A 17910-nucleotide genomic window follows, 5' to 3' on the forward strand; every position below is an offset into this window, starting at 1 on the left:
TTTCTTTTAGCTTCACGGCTTTTCTAAGCAGAGTGATGGCGATAGGCGGTATGATTGACCGGACCGATAAATTGATTCAGACGGAACGAATCAGAAATAGCCGTTTGAATAAATTGTTTGGCGGTTTCGATGGCTGCACGGACTGGTTTGCCTTTGGCAATTTCAGCCGTGATGGCAGCAGAATACGTACATCCAGCACCATGTGTGAATTCGGTGTGAATTTTGTCAGCCTCTAATAATTCAAAGCTTTTCCCATCGTATAAGACATCGATTGATTTATCTTCACCCGTTTCACCACCCCCTTTTACAATGACAAAGGAAGGACCTTGTTCATAAATAATGGAAGCTGCCTCTTTCATGTCATCAATTGTTTTAACTGGAGCGGTTCCGGCCAGCTGGGCTGCTTCAAACAGGTTCGGTGTCACCACCAGTGCTTTCGGTACGAGTACATCGCGTAAAAATTGGTCTAATTCCGGGTTGAGCGCCTCATCCGCTCCTTTACAAACCATAACAGGATCTACCACTAGCTTTTCAATATTGTACTGCTCCACTTTTTTAGCTACCAATTCGATTGTTTCCATCGAGCCGAGCATACCTGTCTTGGCCGCATCAACACCGATACCCGCAAGAACTGTCTCAAGCTGCGCCTCTAAAACCGATAGATCCTGAGGATAAACGGCATGGAACCAATCATTATGCGGGTCCTGTGCTACAATGGTCGTTAAAGAAGTCATCCCGTAAACTTCAAGTTCTTGAAATGTTTTTAAATCAGCTTGAATGCCAGCCCCACCGCTCGTATCGGAGCCTGCAATCGTGAGTACACGTTTTAACGTCATACATCTTCACCTCATCTTCTTCATTGTTGTCCACGTAAAAGCAGATAAAATAATAATAGCACACGGTTTTTTCATATTAAATACTCCATTCGCCGTTTCTCATTAAGGGCTCTGTTTCATCGGCGTGGGAAATTCCGTCTATATTCATGTCTTGACTTCCGATCATAAAATCGACATGGGTGATGCTCGTATTTATGCCGTGGGCTTCTTTCGCTTTTTCGTTCATTTCCGTCCCGCCTCTTACACAAAATGCATAGGCACTTCCAATCGCCAGATGGCTGGAAGCATTTTCATCAAACAGCGTGTTATAAAATAAAATCTCAGATTGAGAGATCGGGGAACTGTGGGGAACGAGCGCGACTTCTCCAAGATAAGCAGATCCTTCATCCATCTCAACCAGCTTCTTTAATGTGTCTTCCCCTTCCTCTGCTGTTATATTCGTTATTTTTCCATTTTGAAAATGAATAGTGAATTGGTCAATGATGTTACCGCCGTAATTCAAAGGCTTCGTATTTTTGACATAACCGTTAACACCCGCTTTATGAGGAACGGTGAAGACCTCTTCAGTCGGCATATTGGCTATGAAATGAACTCCATCTTTATTGGGACCTCCTCCGCCCACCCAAATATGGTTTTGGGGAAGCTCGATCGTTAAATCGGTGCCTGGCGCCTGATAGTGTAAATATTTGTAGTTTTTATTAGTTAAAAATGCTGCTTTTTCTTGCAATTTGTTGTCGTGCTCTTCCCACGCGGCAATGGGATCATCGACGTTGGCGCGAACCGCTTGAAAAATGGCTTCCCAAAGCTTCTGCTCGGCTTGAACCTGTTCTTCATCGGGAAAAACTTTTCGTGCCCATCCTGGTGACGGTGCTGCTATGACCAACCAACTTACTTTATCGGATTGGATGTAAGAGCGAAACGTACCAAGCGCTGCACCGGCAGCTTTGTTGGCAGCGGCGATCCGATCGGAGTCCACTCCCTTTAAAAGGTCAGGATCTGTCGATTTCACTGTGAGGAAGGCAGCTCCTTTTTCGGCTAGTTCTTCGCGGGCAGCCGCCTGCCAACTTGGGAATTCTTGAAACGCGTCAACGGGAGCATAATCGTATTTAATACGGGTCAGCTCCTCATCCACCCAATCGACATAAACCTGTTTAGCACCAGCGGTATATGCAATTTTGGCCAACACCCGGATGAACGAAGCAGCAGTGAGCGGAGCTGAGATAAATAGTGTTTGGCCCTTCTGGATATTAACTCCTTTTTTTAGTGCAAGGGTTGCGTAATTCTCTAATTTTTGCTGAAAAGAACTCATAAGCATTCTCCTTTTATGGTAATGAAACGAAATTAGAAAGCAGGTGAAAGACTCTTCTAGAAAAATGACAAAAGTCAAAAGGTAAAACCATACATTTCTACTAAATAGTGTAACATATACTAAGAAAAAGCTTTTTCAAAATAGAAGACAATTGGAGGAAAGTGAATGGACACGCTGACTGTATTTTGTGGATCAAGTAACGGTTTTAACCCTATGTATAAGGACGCAGCACGGCAGCTTGGCAGCTTTGCGGCTGAAAAAGGGATTGAAATTGTATATGGCGGCTCAAGTTCGGGGTTGATGGGGGCGGTCGCAGACGGGGCATTGGGGGCAGGGGGGCGGGTCACTGGAATAATACCTGAAGACTTAAAGCCAAAAGAAATCGCTCATCAGCGTCTTACTCACTTAATAACGGTAAGCAGCATGCATGAGCGAAAATTTCACATGTATGAACGCGGAAATGCTTTTGTAGCGCTCCCGGGAGGAATTGGGACATTGGAAGAGTTTATGGAAGTTTTGACATGGAGTGCAATCGGCCATCATCAAAAAAGATGTGCACTCTTTAACACGGGGGGTTATTATGCTCCACTACAGAAGCTACTTGATCATATGGTGGATGAAGGCTTCCTTGCAGACACTGTACGGGAAACAGTAGTAGTGGAGAACGATCCCGAAACGCTGCTAGAAAAGTTGTTCTAAATTGGCTGAGATTCTTTTCGTTACGTTGTCATTATTTAGAGATGGATACTTTTAGATGCTCACTTTCCGTGGTTAGTTCGTTAATAGGATTTAATTTCCGAAAGCCATGCACATTAGCGACAAAACTTGTTGGCGGTGACTGTATTTTAGCATTGTACTTGGCAGCTGTATTATTGTAAGCTTGTATGGCTCTGTGGGATGTCGTTTCTAATTCCACCAATTGTTTTTTTAAAGCGAAGAAATCTTTATCGTTTTTTAAAGCGGGATAGCTGTTTATTAAGTTAAAAACAGCCTCCAATGCAGCAGTCAATTCTTGGTTGGAAAGTACGTGCTCTGCTCTCTCTAGGTGACTCGCAGTTAAACGGCTTCTAATCTCCACTAATTTCTCAAGCAAGTGCTGTTCCTGTTTCACGTGCGGCTGCATGATATCAATTAGCTGGGGTATTAAATCAGCGCGGCGTTTCAACTGAGTATCCGCTTCTTCCCACGCTTCTTCTACCCAATTTAAATATTTGATAAGCGCGTTGTAGCCGACAATCCAACTGACTAAGGCAATGAGAAGAACCAAGCCGAGTAAAGTTCCGAAAAAAGTCAAGGGAGAGAACCTCCTTTACGTCTATTACCTTTTAAGTAAAAAGATGTAGCTAAGGATTAATTTGTTCTTAATAAGCAGTATAGCATGTCTGCCTTGGATATGTGGTGAAATTTCACTTTTTTAAAGGTGTAACTTTGTAATGACTGTAATTGTACGGTATTAATTTTTGAAAAATTGGGATATTAATTAAAGGGGGAAGCTGGTGGAAGACCATCAAAGGTGGGACAGAGACATCTGGAGGGATTCTCGGAAACGTTTTGATTAAACCAATTCAAGCAGCAACGTTTAATTCGCTATTACCGGGATTGGTTGCTGATATTTTTGACCAAAATGGTAAACCAGTTACAGATAACGTGGGCGAGCTTGTTATAAAAAAACCGTGGGTCGGCATGACGAATGGTTTTTGGCAGGACTCGCAGAAGTATGTAGAGACATAGTGGAGTAGGTGGAAAGACGTATGGGTTCACGGCGATTGGTCTGTGAAAGATAAGGACGGTTATTGGACAATAACAGGACGTTCCGATGATGTTATTAATTTGGCAGGAAAACGTATTGGACCAGCAGAAATCGAATCGGCGTTGGTAGAACACCCAGTGGTTCGTGAAGCTGCTGTAATTGGAATCCCGGACGAATTAAAAGGAGAACGAGCCATTGGTTTTGTCATTGTACATGAACAGAAATCGGTGTCAGAAGCGGAATTGATTTCGTTATGCCACACATGGTTAGGAAAAGCATTAGTTCCTGCTGCGGTTCTCGTCGTTCATGATTTACCGAAAACACGAAACGCTAAAGTAATGCGGAGAGCGATAAAGATGGCTTTTTCAAATCAAACGACGGGGGATTTCTCGGCGTTAGAGAACCCGGAGACGATGGATCACATTAGAGAAAAAGGACACAGCTTTTTTAATAAGCAGTAATTCCAATTTCTAAAATTTACTAAGAAATTTAAAGCATAGAGTGAGGTTTTCGTCACACACTATGGGTACAGACAGAGGGGAGGTGAGAAACATGGCAAGCAGAAATAACTCAAACCAATTAGTAGTACCTGGAGTTGAGCAGGCTCTTGATCAGATGAAGTATGAGATTGCTTCTGAATTTGGAGTTAATCTTGGTGCTGAAACTGCTTCTCGTGCCAACGGTTCTGTTGGAGGAGAGATCACAAAACGTCTTGTGACTATGGCTCAACAACAAATGAGCGGTGGTCAACAACAGTAATAACTAAATATATGGTTAGTGAGGCTGTCACAACGGTGGTGCTATGCCGCCACCAGTGGCAGCCTCCTTTTCATTTAAGATAGTAAAAAAAGAGCTGTCTCTTTGTAAGAGACAGCTTACTTACATTTCATGGAACGCATATTTAATTTTCGTTCGGAGGTTCCTCCTCATCAAGTTCCCTTGCCAGTTCAATCTGCTGGTTTTCGTATTTAGGATTGACAGTTCCGCCTGCCATCCCCTCATTAATCATACGATCGACGTCCATTGCATAATTCTTATCTTTCACTTGTCCCTTTTGTTTTTTGTCCATAGGTTATCCCCCCTATGATGATTAGCATGACCATATTTTAAAACTGTATGTGTAAAAATAAAACGACGTTAGAGAAGATGCTTGCCGGGAATCGCTGTAGTTGATAAAGTAATAATGCCTGTTTATGCAGTAATACTGAAGGAGCTTGGGATATTATGAACGTTCTGTTTCTTATCTTATTTATGGTTGCAATTGGAGCGCTTATTGGTGGAATAACGAACTCACTGGCAATTAGAATGCTGTTTCGACCTTATCAACCCTTATATATTGGAGGACGGCGTCTGCCTTTCACACCCGGGTTGATTCCGAAAAGGCGCGGTGAGTTAGCAGAACAGATGGGAAAGATGGTTAGCAATCATCTCTTGACACCAGAAAGTATTCGAAAAAAACTGAGGAATAGTGCCTTTTTTACTAAAATGAATGACTGGATGAGCGAGGAAGCACGAAAACTGCTGTACAGTAACGACTCTATATCTGGTCTACTAAATAAAATCTTTCACGTGGAAATCACCAGGGACATGTTTTTGAGAACAACAGAAGATTTTTTAAGAACAAAAGTGGAGACCTTTCTAACCGAGAACAAAGATAGGGAGTTAAAAAATTTTCTTTCACCGGCAGTTATTGAAAAAGGAGATAAAGTAATACCGGGCATTGCACGTATGATAACAAAAAAAGGCGCCGATTTTTTTAAAGGAGAAGAAGGCCGAAAACAGCTTGCCATGTTACTTGAAAAGTTTTTACAAGGAAAAGGATCCATGTTGAACTTTTTAGGATCCATGTTTGGCAGCGATCGTATCGTGGAAAAACTCCAGCCGGAAATTGTTCGATTTTTTGAAGATACTGCTTCGGAAGCTTTCATCAAAAAATTACTTTTTAAAGAATGGGATGCTATTCAAGGAAAGCCGTTATCATCATTAACTGATTTAATCGATATAGATAGCGCGGTTAAACGGACGGTTGCCATTTTAAATGAAGAAGTACCAGCATTTGATTATATAGACATGCCGTTATCAGAGTGGGCGACACGTTTTGAGGAAAAGGTTACGGTTGAATGGATTCCTGCTCTCATGACAGAGTTGCAACGATTTCTCATGGAGAGATTGACGGATGTATTAGAGCACCTTAAGTTAGAACAAATTGTTCAGGAACAGGTGGATACGTTCTCCGTTGAGAGGCTGGAGGAGATGGTACTTGGTATTTCTAGACGTGAATTTCAAATGATCACTTACTTAGGAGCTCTTTTAGGAGGCACGGTGGGACTAATTCAAGCGCTTATTGTTGTGCTGTTTTTGTAGAAATACCAGGCAACAGGATGATTATGAAAGAATTTCATGTTATGCTCAGTAAAGTTACTTAAAAGGAGGACTTTATATGTCCAATATTTACGACAAAGCTCATGAATTATCGAGAAGCCTGACAGATAGTGAGGAATTTCAAAATCTGAAACAGTTGCATACTAATGTAGAGGAAGATGAGGTAGCCAAACGGATGCTTGATAACTTCCGTGCCATGCAGCTTGAACTTCAGCAAAAGCAGATGCAAGGCCAGCAACCTTCTGAAGAAGAAATCACAAAAGCTCAAAAACAGTTTGAAATGGTACAGCAGCATGAGACCATTTCCAAGCTTATGGAGGAAGAACAGCGCTTAAGCACGATTATCAATGATGTAAATAACATTATTATGGCACCTCTTGAAGAAATATACGGTGTTCCTGAGGAATAGAAAACAACGACTGAATATATTTTAACACATCTCCTGTGGTCTCTATGGACTGCAGGAGTTTTTTCCTTTTTCATGGTTGTTCTAAAGAATGCCAAGCTGTCATAGGGTAAATATAGAAAAGGCTAAGCATTGAGAAGGGGGATACATCATGGCATACCGGTTACTTGCGATGAGTATAGACGGGGTCTTGTTAAAATCCAATGACCGCATTAGTAAAGAAACGAAAGAAGCTGTGGAATTTGTTCGGGACAAAGGAGTTTACTCCGTACTTGTAACGAATAGAAGCCATTCATCAGCGAAGAAAATTGCCAAGCAGCTGAAGATGGAACACGAAATGATAACTCACGGCGGCGCATTGCTCGCAGGTATGTGGAGCAGTCCAATTTTGGAAACAAAAATGCGGCCAGAGATGGTTTATGATATCGCTGAATACATGGAACGGTTCTCATGCCATATCCATCTTGAGGGACAGGATTATGAATGGGAAAACAAACCCCGCCACCAGCGAAAAGTGTTAGGACGCATTCAATTCAGTTTAGCAGAGGGGCTCTTTCAGCCTAAAACATATTCCCAAAAAATATCAACATCCGTTTATGAGCGACAGTTAAGTGCTTTGCGGTTATTTGGAGAGTTTGAGAACGAAAGCGATGCAGCTGCCTGCCGAGACCTTTTGCTGGATGCGATTCCTGGGATTTTAATTGAACAAAAAGAAAAACGGTTAACGATAAAAAAAGAACAAGCTACAAAAGAGTATGCCTTATCCTATTTAATGACGGAGCTGGGAATTGATAAAGAGGAGACAATCTTCATCGGTTCCGGATCAGCTGATGGAGCGGTCCTGGATATGGCTGGTTTAGGAGTAGTGATGGGGCAGGCGCCTGAGGAGCTCCGTAAAAAAGCGGATTGGGTAACGCGTTCAAATGATCAGGACGGAATGGCATATATGATCAAAGAAGTATTTCGAAAACAGATGCGGGTAGAAGTATAATAAAAACGGAGGGCCGGTTGCGGTGCCGGCCCTGAAGTTGACCTCTGTTATCACGTTTTGTACACTAACAGGTGAACATACAGTGAGAAGCGGGGGACATAATGGAAATCATAGTAAAAGGTATTGCGGAAAAAGACTTACAAGCACTTCAGCATATTGCTGATTTATACGGATTACAGGCAGTGCTCCGGATAGCGTCCTCCGAAAAAGAGGAACGTGAGATAACCTTTTCTGACACAAAAGATGGGGATCAACTGATCTATAAGGCAGAATTCATACATAAAAATGGGGAAGCGTTAACCAAAACATTGACAAAACCTTTGTCATCGCCACTTCCAGAAAAAGAGCAAAAATCTCATGCCAAACACGCGCATGCTTATTTACTTGTTCGTTTACTGAATGAATGGACAGGCACAACTCAGCCCTGGGGAATTTTAACAGGGATTCGTCCCGTTAAACTGTGGCATCGGTATTATCAAAAGGGCATGAATACTTCTGGCATTAAAGATAAATTAGAGAAGGAATATCTCGTGTCGGCATCGAAAACAGCTCTTTTAGAACAAATTGCAATTCGTCAGCAAAAAGTTTTGCCTGATTTATATGAACTACAAAGAGGTGTCAGCATTTATATCGGTATCCCTTTCTGCCCGACAAAATGTGCATATTGTACGTTTCCTGCATACGCGATGAGCGGCAGGGATGGACCTGTTGAAAACTTTTTAACAGGATTGCACTATGAAATGGAACAGATTGGCAGTGTCTTAACAAAGCTGCGAGTCCCTGTGACTACTATTTATTTCGGCGGGGGTACGCCAACAAGTATTAGTGCAGAGCAAATGGATGATCTTTATGCAAAAATGTACGACGTGCTTCCAATGGAAAGCGTACGGGAGATAACGGTAGAAGCGGGACGACCGGATACGATTACGGAAGACAAGCTTCAAGTCTTGCTAAAATGGAACATTGACCGTATAAGTATTAACCCGCAAACATTTACGAATGAAACGCTGGAGACGATTGGCAGGCATCATTCCGTCGAAGAAACCATTGACAAATATGAATTGTCGAGAAAAATGGGAATGAAAAATATCAACATGGACCTTATCATTGGTCTTCCTGGTGAAGGAACAAAAGAGATGGAGCATACACTAACAGAAACAGCCAAACTCCTTCCTGAATCATTGACGGTACACACCCTTTCCTTTAAAAGAGCCTCGAAAATGACCAAACAAAGAGAAAGATATCAAGTTGCGGATGGAGAAGAAATTGAGAAAATGATGGAAATAACGGCTGAATGGATGAGCAGCCATCACTACCAGCCATATTATCTTTACCGTCAGAAAAATATACTCGGCAACCTTGAAAATATTGGTTATTCGCTTCCCGGGGAAGAAAGTTTATACAATATCATTATTATGGAGGAAGTCCAGACAATCATTGGACTTGGCTGCGGGGCAGCTAGTAAGTGGGTAGACCCAAAAACAAAGAAAATCAGCAGATACGCGAATCCAAAAGATCCTGTTTCCTATAAAAATCGCTATGAATCGTGTACGGAGAATAAAGTTGCTGTCCTAACCGACATGTTCTCTGACCTTCACATGAAAGCTGTTCCGGAGTAAGTTCGGAGCAGCATTTTTGTGCTTACCGCTGAAAAAGCAACAGTTTCCCATTTCTAGTCAGCCGGTGAGTTTTTCCACCGTAATCAAGTTCCTTCAGCCGTTTATTTCCATAGCTGATTGCTTCGTTATCTGAAGGAAAGGCAAAGGTTTCATTTAACAAAAGCGAGCCGTCTTTCTCAAAAACGGTTAGGTAATATTGCATAAATGTTACCTCCTTAACGAGAAGATTTTCCCTATGCACACCAGCCCGCTTTGCTGAATAGGATGGGATGGAAAAGGGGGCAGATAGCATGAATAATATGAATCACATGAACCAGACCATGCACATGCATCATTTATGTAAACAGTATATGGGACAATACGTGATGGCCCAAATGTATAACAATGAACAGATCCCAGGATACATTGAAAACGTGGATGATCAGCATGTCTATATGATGGTGCCGGAATATGATGACACAATGATGCAGGGCTGTTCTCATCATATGCCACCCCATGGCTGCGGTATGCCTTTTGAGGCCCGTGAAAATGATGAAAGAATATTTGGAGGATACGGCGGATACGGTGGATATGGCGGTTATGGATATGGTTACCCGGGTTACGGCCATAGTTATCCAGGATACGGTGGGTACGGTTATCCGAGACCGCGATTTAGACGTCTCACCCTGCCGCTTGCAGCATTAACAGCCTTGTCACTTATCCCATTTTAAAGAAAGGATGAAAGAATTTTCGCATATCCCCCTGTTCCCCAATAACATAAGGGAACGGGGGTGTATTTTTTTGTATAATAGAGAGAACGGGAAAGGGGAGTCTTGATAGTGGACAGTTTACGGTTTATTCATGCTGCCGACCTGCACCTTGGGTCATCATTTCCATTAGCGGCAGGTGCTGCACCGTTGTTAAAAGAACACTTTGCCGCCAGTATTCAAACAGCGGTAGAAAATTTAGTAAAGGATGCTATTAGCTTGGACGTTGACTTTATTATATTGGCTGGTGATTTATTTGATGGGGAGAATCGCGGGCTTAAAAATCAGCTCTTTCTTAAAAGAAAATTAGAGCTTCTGAGCACTTACAACATACCTGTGTATGTCATATTTGGTAATCATGATCCGGTTGAATATGACTACGCGCCAGCCGGATGGCCAGATCATGTTCATATTTTTGGAACAGTACCGGAGACAAAGGTCTTCTGGAAAAGCGGTAAGCCGGCAGCTCATCTATATGGCTGCAGTTATGAAACGCGGGCAGTTCGCGCGAATTTAGCGCAAGACTACAAAAAAGTTTCAGGTGCTCCTTTTCATATCGGTATTCTTCATGGACAGGAGCAAAGAAACACGGACCACCACGATGCCTATGCTCCTTTCCTAATAAAGGACTTAAAAGAAAAAGAGATGGATTACTGGGCACTTGGTCATATTCATCGCGGCCAAGCCTTAGCACAGAACATTTATTATCCTGGAAATATTCAAGGCCGCCACCGAAAAGAAACGGGAAAAAAAGGCTATTTACTCGTGAGCATGACAAAAGAAAAACAGGTACATACAGTTTTTCGGCAAGCTGCCCCTATCACCCTGGAGAAAATGGAAGTTTCCATTACGGAAATAGACAGTTTTGACAAGTTGACAGACAAGCTTCTGGAGCAGATAGAGACATATTCAAACAGTCGGAGCTTAGGGCTTGCTGTCGAATTGATATTAAGCGGGGAAGGGGTATTAAGCAGTCATTTAAGTGATGAAACGGAGCGGGAAGAATGGAGAGAAGCGTTGAATGAGATTGGCGCAGCGGAGCAGCCATTCTTCTACATTCATACTGTTCAAAATCATACAAGCGAAGAAAATGAACAAAAAGAACAACATCTTTTTTTGGAAGATGTCGATCGTGCTGCTGATTACTTTTCGCAAAATCCAGAGGGACTTGTAAAGGAACTTACTCCATTAGTTCGTCATCCGCTCGCCAAGAAGCTTATAGCTAAGGATACAGTGGAGGAACAAGAGCTGATTAAAGAAGCGCGTTTGCTTATTCGTCATTTATGGGCAAAGGGGGGGAAACGGTGAGGATTCTAAAAGTCCATGTATATGGGTTTGGTAAACTGCACGATAAGATAATTAGCTTTGAAGAGCCGCTGCAGATTATCCAGGGAGATAATGAAACAGGGAAATCCACCGTTCGTGCATTTATCCAAGCGATTTTATTTGGTTTTCCAACTAAAAAAGAAAAGCTACTGCGGTACGAACCCAAGACGACGGGGTCATACGGCGGCAGCATAACCGTACAGCTTCTTGACGGAAATACGGTTGTGATAGAACGTCTCGTGAAAAATAAAGCGGCAGGGGATGTCGCGATTCATATGGATAATGGAGAAACAGCCGGTGAAGAATGGCTGACGGCTTTATTAGGTAATATGGATCGCAGTGTCTTTCAAGGGATATTTTGTTTCGGATTGGATGGTCTTAGTGAGATACATACATTAAAGGGAAATGACTTAAACAAGTATTTGTATGAAGCAGGGATGACAGGAACAAGACAAGTCCATTTTATTGAAAAAGAATTAGAGGACCAATTAAATTATTATTTTAAAGCAAAGGGACAAAAGCCAATCATCAATCAAAAGCTGAGGCAGATAAACCATGGACGTCTTGAACTTAAAAAAATGGAAAGTGAATTTGAACGCTATGATCTCCTGCTGAAAGAAAAAGAGGCAGCAGAACGTCTTTTGCACGATCTTCAAGTAGAGAAAAAGCTTCTTCTTAAAGAAAGAGAATATTTTCAACGGAAGCAAACGGCAGCAAGGGTTGTAAAGGAGCAGCTAGCAGTAGAAGAATCGTTAAAGATGTTGCGGCAGAAGCCTCATGTATCGGAAAAACGTAAAGAAGAATGGCACGTGAATGGAAATAAACATAAAGAAGCGGCAGCGAGTTTGCAAAAAGCAAAGCACCAAATAAACGTAATAGCCTCTAAAAATGCGGGTCTGGCCTTATCCTGGAACATGCTTGCTGTAAAAGAAGAGCTTTTGTTGCTAAAAGAAAAGGTGCCGCTGTATCAAAAATTAAAAGAAGAATGCTCCGATAAGAAATCACAGTTGGAAAGAAAACAAAAAGCAGCGGAAGAATATATGGAAAAACTGGGAGAAGACAGCGAGTTTTGGACACGCGCCGTCACTAACATTCACGCAGAGACAGAATTGACAGCATTAGTGGAACAAGGGAAAGAATTAAAAGAAAGAAGACGCATACTCCAAGAACAAAAAAGGCAAGAAGAACAACAGCTGCTAGCATTAGACAAGGATATTGCTGTATTGGAAAGTCAAAAAAGAACATTAAGTGAGCAAAAAAGCAGGGATGAACGATCACTTTTTGAAGAACAGCAAATGACTGATCATGTTGCAAAAAAGAAAGTACCTTTGTTCGTACAACTTTTGTTGATCATAATGTTTGTACTCGGAATGTGGGAATGGATATCCAGATTTTCGCCACTCCTTGCGCTGTTAACAAGCTTGGGATTGGCTGCTGTTTTAGGGTGGATGCTGCAAAAAAAGGGAAAACTTGATCAAACAGCCGAACGGGACGAAGAAAAGGTTCGCATTCATCGAGAACTCGTTACGGAAGACCAGCGCATGGAAGCATCATTGAAAGAACAAAGGTGGCAGCGGGAAAGGATCATGAATCGCTGCCAACTTCTTGGGAAACAGGTTGAAGAGGAACGTGCCAACCAAATTGATTTAGAAAACAAACTTAAGGACTGGGCGTCTCGTTATCACTTCCCGTCAAAACCAACGTTGGAGTATATATCACCCTGCTACCAACTTGTGAAAGAATGGAAGGTAAAAAGGAAGGAAGTACACGAACTGGAGGAAGAAATTGCTGCTATGTCACAAAAAACAGCTGTATTAGACGCGGAAGTGACAAGAATAGCAGAAAGAAACGGCCATCCGTGCTTCCCCAGTATGGAAGAAACGTTAGCACATTTAATGGATGTCTATAATAAAGAAGAGCTGTTAAACAATGAAAGTATACAAACAGCAGCACGCCTTGAAAACATTTTTGAACATAAACATTACTGGGATAAGATTTTAAATGAAACTGCCATAAAACAAGCGTCACTTTTAAAAACAGCGGGAGTAAACTCTGAAGCGGAGTTTTTACAGGCAGCAGAAACAAAAGAACAGCATGATGAATGGATGAAAAAATATCAATGGTTAAATGAGCAAATTAAGGCTCAGACTCCCCGAGGAAAAGATATGAAAACGTGGCGTCTCGAACTCTCTGAAGTGAAAGAGGGAGAGTGGGATAACAGTATAGTAGATAGCAAAGAAAAGGAAGAGGAAAGGCTTCTTCGTACACTGGCGGAAGTCAACCAACATATTCAGGTGATTGAGGAAGGAGGAACATATGAAAGTCAATTGCAAACATTTGCCGAACAAACCGTTGATCTGGAGAATGATGTAAAGAAATGGCTAACCCTAAAGACCGCCCAGCACCTGGTCCGCCAAGCTAAGATGATGTATGAAAAAGAAAGACAGCCTGACGTGATTAAAAAGGCCTCTACCTACTTTAGGCACCTTACCAACGGTTCCTATTTGCGAGTATTTTCACCAGCAGGGGAAAAAAAGTTTGTCGTTGAAAATGAACAAGGGATTAGATTTTCACCGCAGGAATTAAGCCGAGGGACAGCTGAGCAATTGTATCTAGCTTTGCGCCTTGCCTTAGCAGAAATCTATACTCAGTCGGAAACATTTCCCCTTATCTTAGATGACCCGTTTGTTAATTTTGACCGCGAACGTCAACAGATAGCCTTTTCCTTACTAAAGAATATTAGCAAAGAGCGACAGATCATCTACTTTACCTGCCATCCATTACCTGATACCTGCTCTTTATCGCAGAATATAGTATGGTTGTAATGGGTTAGAGAGGCAAGCCAGTTGTGTGGTACTGGTTGAGAAAGCAGTGTGTTAGGAAAAAACGGAGAAAGGAACAGTGACCATGGAGACATATAAGATTTATCTTGTAGAAGACGAGGAAAACCTATCGGAAGTGATAAAAGCGTACATGGAGAAGGAAGGTTGGGATGTGCAGGTATTCGACAACGGTGATAATGCACTGACAGCTATGGTCGATTCTCCTCACTTATGGGTACTCGATATTATGCTGCCTGGAACGGATGGCTATCAAATCTTAAAAGAGATTAGGGAACGACAGGGAAGTGTGCCAGTCATCTTCATATCTGCACGAGACCAAGACCTAGATCGTGTTCTTGGGCTTGAGATGGGCAGTGATGACTATTTGGCGAAGCCGTTTTTACCCCAGGAGCTTATCATTCGAGCAAAAAAATTACTGTCACGGGTATACGGGAGCCAAACGACCGAGTCAAAAAAGGTTACCTTGAATGATTATGTAATTGATCCAGAGGCCCGGACCGTTGTAGATAAATTAGAAGAGGAAGAGTTCATTGACTTAACGACTAAGGAAATGGACTTAATTTTGCTGCTTACAGTTGAAATTGGAAAAGCGATGTCACGAGAAGAAATTATTGAAAGAGTCTGGGGAGAAAATTATTTTGGATCGGAGAGAGCGGTGGATGATGTGGTACGCCGCATCCGAAAAAAGATGCCCCGCATTCACCTTGAAACGCTTTACGGCTTCGGTTACCGCGTATTATCGTCATGATGAAAGTAAATTTAACACAGCGGATTTGGTTTTCATTCATCGCGCTCGTATTTTTAGTTGGCTTAACGGTCGTTATTATCTATCCTATTTCTATTAAAGGAACGTTGACAGAAGAGACGTATCGGATGATTGAACAAGAACAAGCGCGGATGGCTAATCCTTTCAGTGATTATTTTTCCCCGCCGCAGTCAAAGCTTGATTTCATAGAGCGTAGAGAGACAGAGCGTTCTGTAGGCCATTTGTTTCTCTTTAATGATTTAAGCACATTAAAAGGTGAACCGGTCCCGCCTGAAAAAGTGCTGAAGGAAATGGTATCGAAAGCAGTCAACCAAAAAAAAGAAAGAGAGCGGTATGAGCTTACGTATAATAAGGCAACTTTGTTCTACGTAATTACCCGGATTGAGTCAGACGGGGAGGAGGCATTTCAGATTTCCTATATGTGGGATACGTACCGTGATTTGATGGTAAATCGACTTTGGGAGCGACTTATTTATCTACTGTTAATTGTAAGTGTACTGAGCTTGTTGCCGGCAATCTGGTTGAAGCGCTACTTGCGTCAGCCGCTAATTGTCTTAGGTGACCACTTTGAACAGATCGCAAAACGGAATTGGCAGGAACCTTTTCGTTGGAAAGGGGATGAAGATTTCCAGAAGCTTTCGGATCAATTTGAAAGCATGCGGCAGAATCTTATCCGTTATGACCGGTCCCAAAAAACGTTTATACAACATGCCTCTCATGAATTAAAGACACCAATTATGGTAGTGAAAACATATGCGCAATCCGTGAAAGACGGGATATTGCCAAAAAAAGACTTGGGGCGCACGATGGATGTAATTATCAGTGAAGCGGACCGGATGGAACAACGAGTCAAAGATATGCTTTACTTCACGAAATTAGATGCTTTAAAAAAAGACACTATTAATTTAGAAGATATGTTATTTGGAACATTAGCCTTCAGGATTGAAGAACGTTTTCGGATGCAGCGAGAAGATTTAACATTTATTATTCAAGGTGCGGATGTCCGAATCACAGCCGATCCTGAGCACATGCAAGTTCTTCTTGAAAACCTCGTAGAAAATGCGATGAGGTATGCGGAGGATACGATTTGGATTAAAGCCGTGAACAGAAAAAACGCCGTAGAGATTAGCGTCATCAATAATGGTCACTCCATTGATGAAGAAGATATCCCTCATTTATTTACTCCATTTCATAAAGGGAATAAAGGCCAATTTGGACTGGGGCTTGCCATTGTTAAAAGGATTGCCGAATTGCATCATGGAGATCAACAAGTTAGGAATGTTGAAAATGGGGTCGAATTTAAGGTGACGATACCAAAAGCTTAAGAAAAAAAGGCATGAATAGGAACGGGATGAGCCGCATAGAATTTAGCAGGACAAGGTTACAGAAGGAGGTTCCACATGACCAATCGCTCACGGAAATTATTATTAACACTGATCGTCCTGTTCCTTGGATTAGTAACTTGGCAGAGATTCGCTGAAGCAGGTCCATTCCAAGCTCCAGCTTGGGTGCTGCTCGTTATGTTAGGAATTGTATTCAGCGGGTATATGTGGCGGCATACGAGTAAAATGGAACGAAAAGAAAGTGATCATTGGATTGAACAAGAGGGCAGAGTCTTTATTAGACGAATGGAGGAAGAACGTAGGAAAAAGGAAGAAGAACGAGAGAGAAGCCAAGTTTCTTCTTAATGAGTTCTTGACGTAAAAGGAGAGCGGAGCCGGTATAATTACCGGCTCCGCTCTCCTATCATGGGTTACTTTTTATCTGGTGTTTGGACCCAATCTTCATAGGAAGATTCCTTCATATTGATCTTGGCTTCTTCTCTTAGCTCCTGCATAACTTCTTCCCCTGATTTCGCTTGTTCTTGTCGCATTGTCTCTTCAATATCTTTCTCAAGCTTTTTATAGGTATCTTTTTTATCAAGCACTTCGATGACATGATAGCCGTTTTCTGTTTTGACAGGCTCACTTATTTCGCCAGGCTCGAGTGAAAAGGCAGCCTTCTCAAATTCCTCTACCATTTCCCCGCGACGAAAAGTACCAAGATCTCCCCCGTTCTCAGCAGAACCAGGATCCTTAGAATACTTCTCGGCAAGCTTTACAAACTCCTCGCCGTCTTTCAGCTTATTTATTACCTTATTGGCTGTTTCTTTATCTTCCACAAGAATGTGACGTGCTTTTACAGCCTCTAAGCTCTTTTTATTTTCTTTGTAATATTCTTTCTTATCTTTTTCCGTTATTTCTACATCAGCTGTCGCTAGTTGTTCAAGCACAAGCTGTGGTTTAATCACTTCCGTTTTGAACTCTTCAATCGAGTCAACAGGAAGTTGAAATTGTGTTTGCATCATGGTTAACAATTGTTCGTTATCTTCCAAACCATAGTTCTCTTTGAATGATTCCAATTCTTTATCAATAGTTTTACTATCAATGCCGAGCTCTTCGGCCTTATCTTCGATGATGACACTGTTAACCATATCGTTAAGAATTTGCTTTCCGAAACGATCTTTTAATTCACCGACAAATTCATCTTCAGTAAGGTTTGTTTTGTTAACTTCCACAATTGTTTTACTGTTATCTGCTGCTTGGTCGTCACTGCACGCAGTGAGAAGTAATGCTGTCGATAATCCCACAGCAAGAATTAATTTGTTCATTGACACCCAACCCCTTCAAGTAATTAACCACGAACAGACATATCATATCATAGAAAATAGTAAAATGAAAAATCAATTTTAAAAAAAAGTAAACAAACTGAGCTGCTATTACATAGGATGTTTTAGAAAATCAATAGGGGGTGCTGGAATGTCTGGAGGATATTACGGAGGCTTCGCGCTAATCGTAGTGCTTTTTATATTGCTTATTATTGTAGGAGCTTCTTGGTATTAATAATTGGCCACTCCAATATAAAGCTTTCCTGGCTTCTATCCAGGAAAGCTGTTT

21 protein-coding genes are annotated in these 17910 nt (G+C 41.8%); 15 read left to right on the forward strand and 6 right to left on the reverse strand.

The window, feature by feature from the left end; all coding sequences use genetic code 11:
* Nucleotides 1-23: 23 nt before the first annotated feature.
* Nucleotides 24-836, reverse strand: a complete 813-nt coding sequence (pdxK, locus tag LOR49_RS09880) for a pyridoxine/pyridoxal/pyridoxamine kinase (protein ID WP_240376413.1) — start codon at nt 834-836, stop codon at nt 24-26.
* Nucleotides 837-912: 76 nt separating this feature from the next.
* Nucleotides 913-2145 carry an aminopeptidase gene (locus LOR49_RS09885; protein ID WP_240376414.1) on the reverse strand — a complete coding sequence of 411 codons (1233 nt, stop codon included), beginning with the start codon at nt 2143-2145 and terminating at the stop codon, nt 913-915.
* A gap of 165 nt (nt 2146-2310) precedes the next feature.
* Between LOR49_RS09885 and LOR49_RS09890 the strand changes: the two genes are divergently transcribed.
* Nucleotides 2311-2844, forward strand: a complete 534-nt coding sequence (locus tag LOR49_RS09890) for an LOG family protein (RefSeq protein WP_240376416.1) — start codon at nt 2311-2313, stop codon at nt 2842-2844.
* A 31-nt stretch (nt 2845-2875) separates the two neighbouring features.
* On the opposite strand, the gene LOR49_RS09895 is transcribed toward LOR49_RS09890, so the two are convergent.
* Nucleotides 2876-3439, reverse strand: a complete 564-nt coding sequence (locus LOR49_RS09895; protein ID WP_240376417.1) for a LemA family protein — start codon at nt 3437-3439, stop codon at nt 2876-2878.
* A 257-nt stretch (nt 3440-3696) separates the two neighbouring features.
* On the opposite strand from LOR49_RS09895, the gene LOR49_RS17640 reads away from it, so the two are divergent.
* From LOR49_RS17640 to LOR49_RS09905, 3 genes are all read left to right on the forward strand, one after another.
* A complete protein-coding gene (locus LOR49_RS17640) occupies nt 3697-3876 on the forward strand; it encodes a hypothetical protein (RefSeq protein WP_338021135.1) in 180 nt (59 codons plus the stop codon).
* A gap of 42 nt (nt 3877-3918) precedes the next feature.
* Nucleotides 3919-4356, forward strand: coding sequence for an AMP-binding enzyme (locus LOR49_RS17645; RefSeq protein WP_338021136.1), 438 nt, complete (start codon nt 3919-3921; stop codon nt 4354-4356).
* A gap of 91 nt (nt 4357-4447) precedes the next feature.
* A complete protein-coding gene (locus LOR49_RS09905; RefSeq protein ID WP_240376418.1) occupies nt 4448-4654 on the forward strand; it encodes an alpha/beta-type small acid-soluble spore protein in 207 nt (68 codons plus the stop codon).
* A 142-nt stretch (nt 4655-4796) separates the two neighbouring features.
* Here LOR49_RS09905 and LOR49_RS09910 read toward each other — a convergent pair whose 3' ends face one another.
* Nucleotides 4797-4964: a hypothetical protein gene (locus tag LOR49_RS09910; RefSeq protein ID WP_240376419.1), complete on the reverse strand. Its 168-nt coding sequence runs from the start codon at nt 4962-4964 to the stop codon at nt 4797-4799.
* A 155-nt stretch (nt 4965-5119) separates the two neighbouring features.
* Between LOR49_RS09910 and LOR49_RS09915 the strand changes: the two genes are divergently transcribed.
* The 4 genes from LOR49_RS09915 to LOR49_RS09930 all read left to right on the forward strand — a co-directional run bounded on the left by LOR49_RS09915 (nt 5120) and on the right by LOR49_RS09930 (nt 9293).
* Nucleotides 5120-6259: a DUF445 domain-containing protein gene (locus LOR49_RS09915; RefSeq protein ID WP_240376420.1), complete on the forward strand. Its 1140-nt coding sequence runs from the start codon at nt 5120-5122 to the stop codon at nt 6257-6259.
* A gap of 76 nt (nt 6260-6335) precedes the next feature.
* Nucleotides 6336-6686 (forward strand): YlbF/YmcA family competence regulator, encoded by a 351-nt coding sequence (locus tag LOR49_RS09920; protein WP_240376421.1) that lies wholly within the window; start codon nt 6336-6338, stop codon nt 6684-6686.
* Nucleotides 6687-6834: 148 nt separating this feature from the next.
* On the forward strand, nt 6835-7674 hold the full coding sequence (locus LOR49_RS09925; RefSeq protein WP_240376422.1) for an HAD-IIB family hydrolase: 840 nt from the start codon (nt 6835-6837) through the stop codon (nt 7672-7674).
* A gap of 101 nt (nt 7675-7775) precedes the next feature.
* The gene (locus LOR49_RS09930; protein WP_240376424.1) at nt 7776-9293 is read left to right on the forward strand and encodes a coproporphyrinogen III oxidase; all 1518 of its coding nucleotides are present in this window, start codon (nt 7776-7778) and stop codon (nt 9291-9293) included.
* 22 nt (nt 9294-9315) lie between these two features.
* On the opposite strand, the gene LOR49_RS09935 is transcribed toward LOR49_RS09930, so the two are convergent.
* Nucleotides 9316-9495: a YhzD family protein gene (locus LOR49_RS09935; protein WP_240376425.1), complete on the reverse strand. Its 180-nt coding sequence runs from the start codon at nt 9493-9495 to the stop codon at nt 9316-9318.
* Nucleotides 9496-9583: 88 nt separating this feature from the next.
* Here LOR49_RS09935 and LOR49_RS09940 point away from each other — a divergent pair, with 88 nt between their 5' ends.
* From LOR49_RS09940 to LOR49_RS09965, 6 genes are all read left to right on the forward strand, one after another.
* Nucleotides 9584-10003 (forward strand): hypothetical protein, encoded by a 420-nt coding sequence (locus LOR49_RS09940; protein WP_240376426.1) that lies wholly within the window; start codon nt 9584-9586, stop codon nt 10001-10003.
* A gap of 108 nt (nt 10004-10111) precedes the next feature.
* Entirely contained in the window at nt 10112-11347 is a 1236-nt protein-coding gene (locus LOR49_RS09945) for a metallophosphoesterase family protein (RefSeq protein WP_240376427.1), read from the forward strand.
* Nucleotides 11344-14190: an ATP-binding protein gene (locus tag LOR49_RS09950; RefSeq protein WP_240376428.1), complete on the forward strand. Its 2847-nt coding sequence runs from the start codon at nt 11344-11346 to the stop codon at nt 14188-14190. Before LOR49_RS09945 ends, LOR49_RS09950 begins: the two co-directional genes overlap by 4 nt.
* 82 nt (nt 14191-14272) lie before the next feature.
* The gene (locus tag LOR49_RS09955; protein WP_240376429.1) at nt 14273-14956 is read left to right on the forward strand and encodes a response regulator transcription factor; all 684 of its coding nucleotides are present in this window, start codon (nt 14273-14275) and stop codon (nt 14954-14956) included.
* The gene (locus LOR49_RS09960; protein WP_240376430.1) at nt 14953-16299 is read left to right on the forward strand and encodes a sensor histidine kinase; all 1347 of its coding nucleotides are present in this window, start codon (nt 14953-14955) and stop codon (nt 16297-16299) included. Before LOR49_RS09955 ends, LOR49_RS09960 begins: the two co-directional genes overlap by 4 nt.
* Nucleotides 16300-16374: 75 nt before the next feature.
* Nucleotides 16375-16662, forward strand: a complete 288-nt coding sequence (locus LOR49_RS09965; protein WP_240376431.1) for a sporulation YhaL family protein — start codon at nt 16375-16377, stop codon at nt 16660-16662.
* A gap of 65 nt (nt 16663-16727) precedes the next feature.
* On the opposite strand, the gene LOR49_RS09970 is transcribed toward LOR49_RS09965, so the two are convergent.
* Nucleotides 16728-17624 carry a peptidylprolyl isomerase gene (locus tag LOR49_RS09970; protein ID WP_240376432.1) on the reverse strand — a complete coding sequence of 299 codons (897 nt, stop codon included), beginning with the start codon at nt 17622-17624 and terminating at the stop codon, nt 16728-16730.
* Nucleotides 17625-17772: 148 nt separating this feature from the next.
* Here LOR49_RS09970 and LOR49_RS09975 point away from each other — a divergent pair, with 148 nt between their 5' ends.
* On the forward strand, nt 17773-17856 hold the full coding sequence (locus LOR49_RS09975; protein WP_240376653.1) for a YjcZ family sporulation protein: 84 nt from the start codon (nt 17773-17775) through the stop codon (nt 17854-17856).
* The last annotated feature ends 54 nt before the right edge of the window (nt 17857-17910 follow it).

The sequence above is a fragment of the Bacillus piscicola genome (assembly GCF_022458745.1).
GTDB classification, from domain to species: Bacteria; Bacillota; Bacilli; order Bacillales; family Marinococcaceae; genus Alteribacillus_A; species Alteribacillus_A piscicola.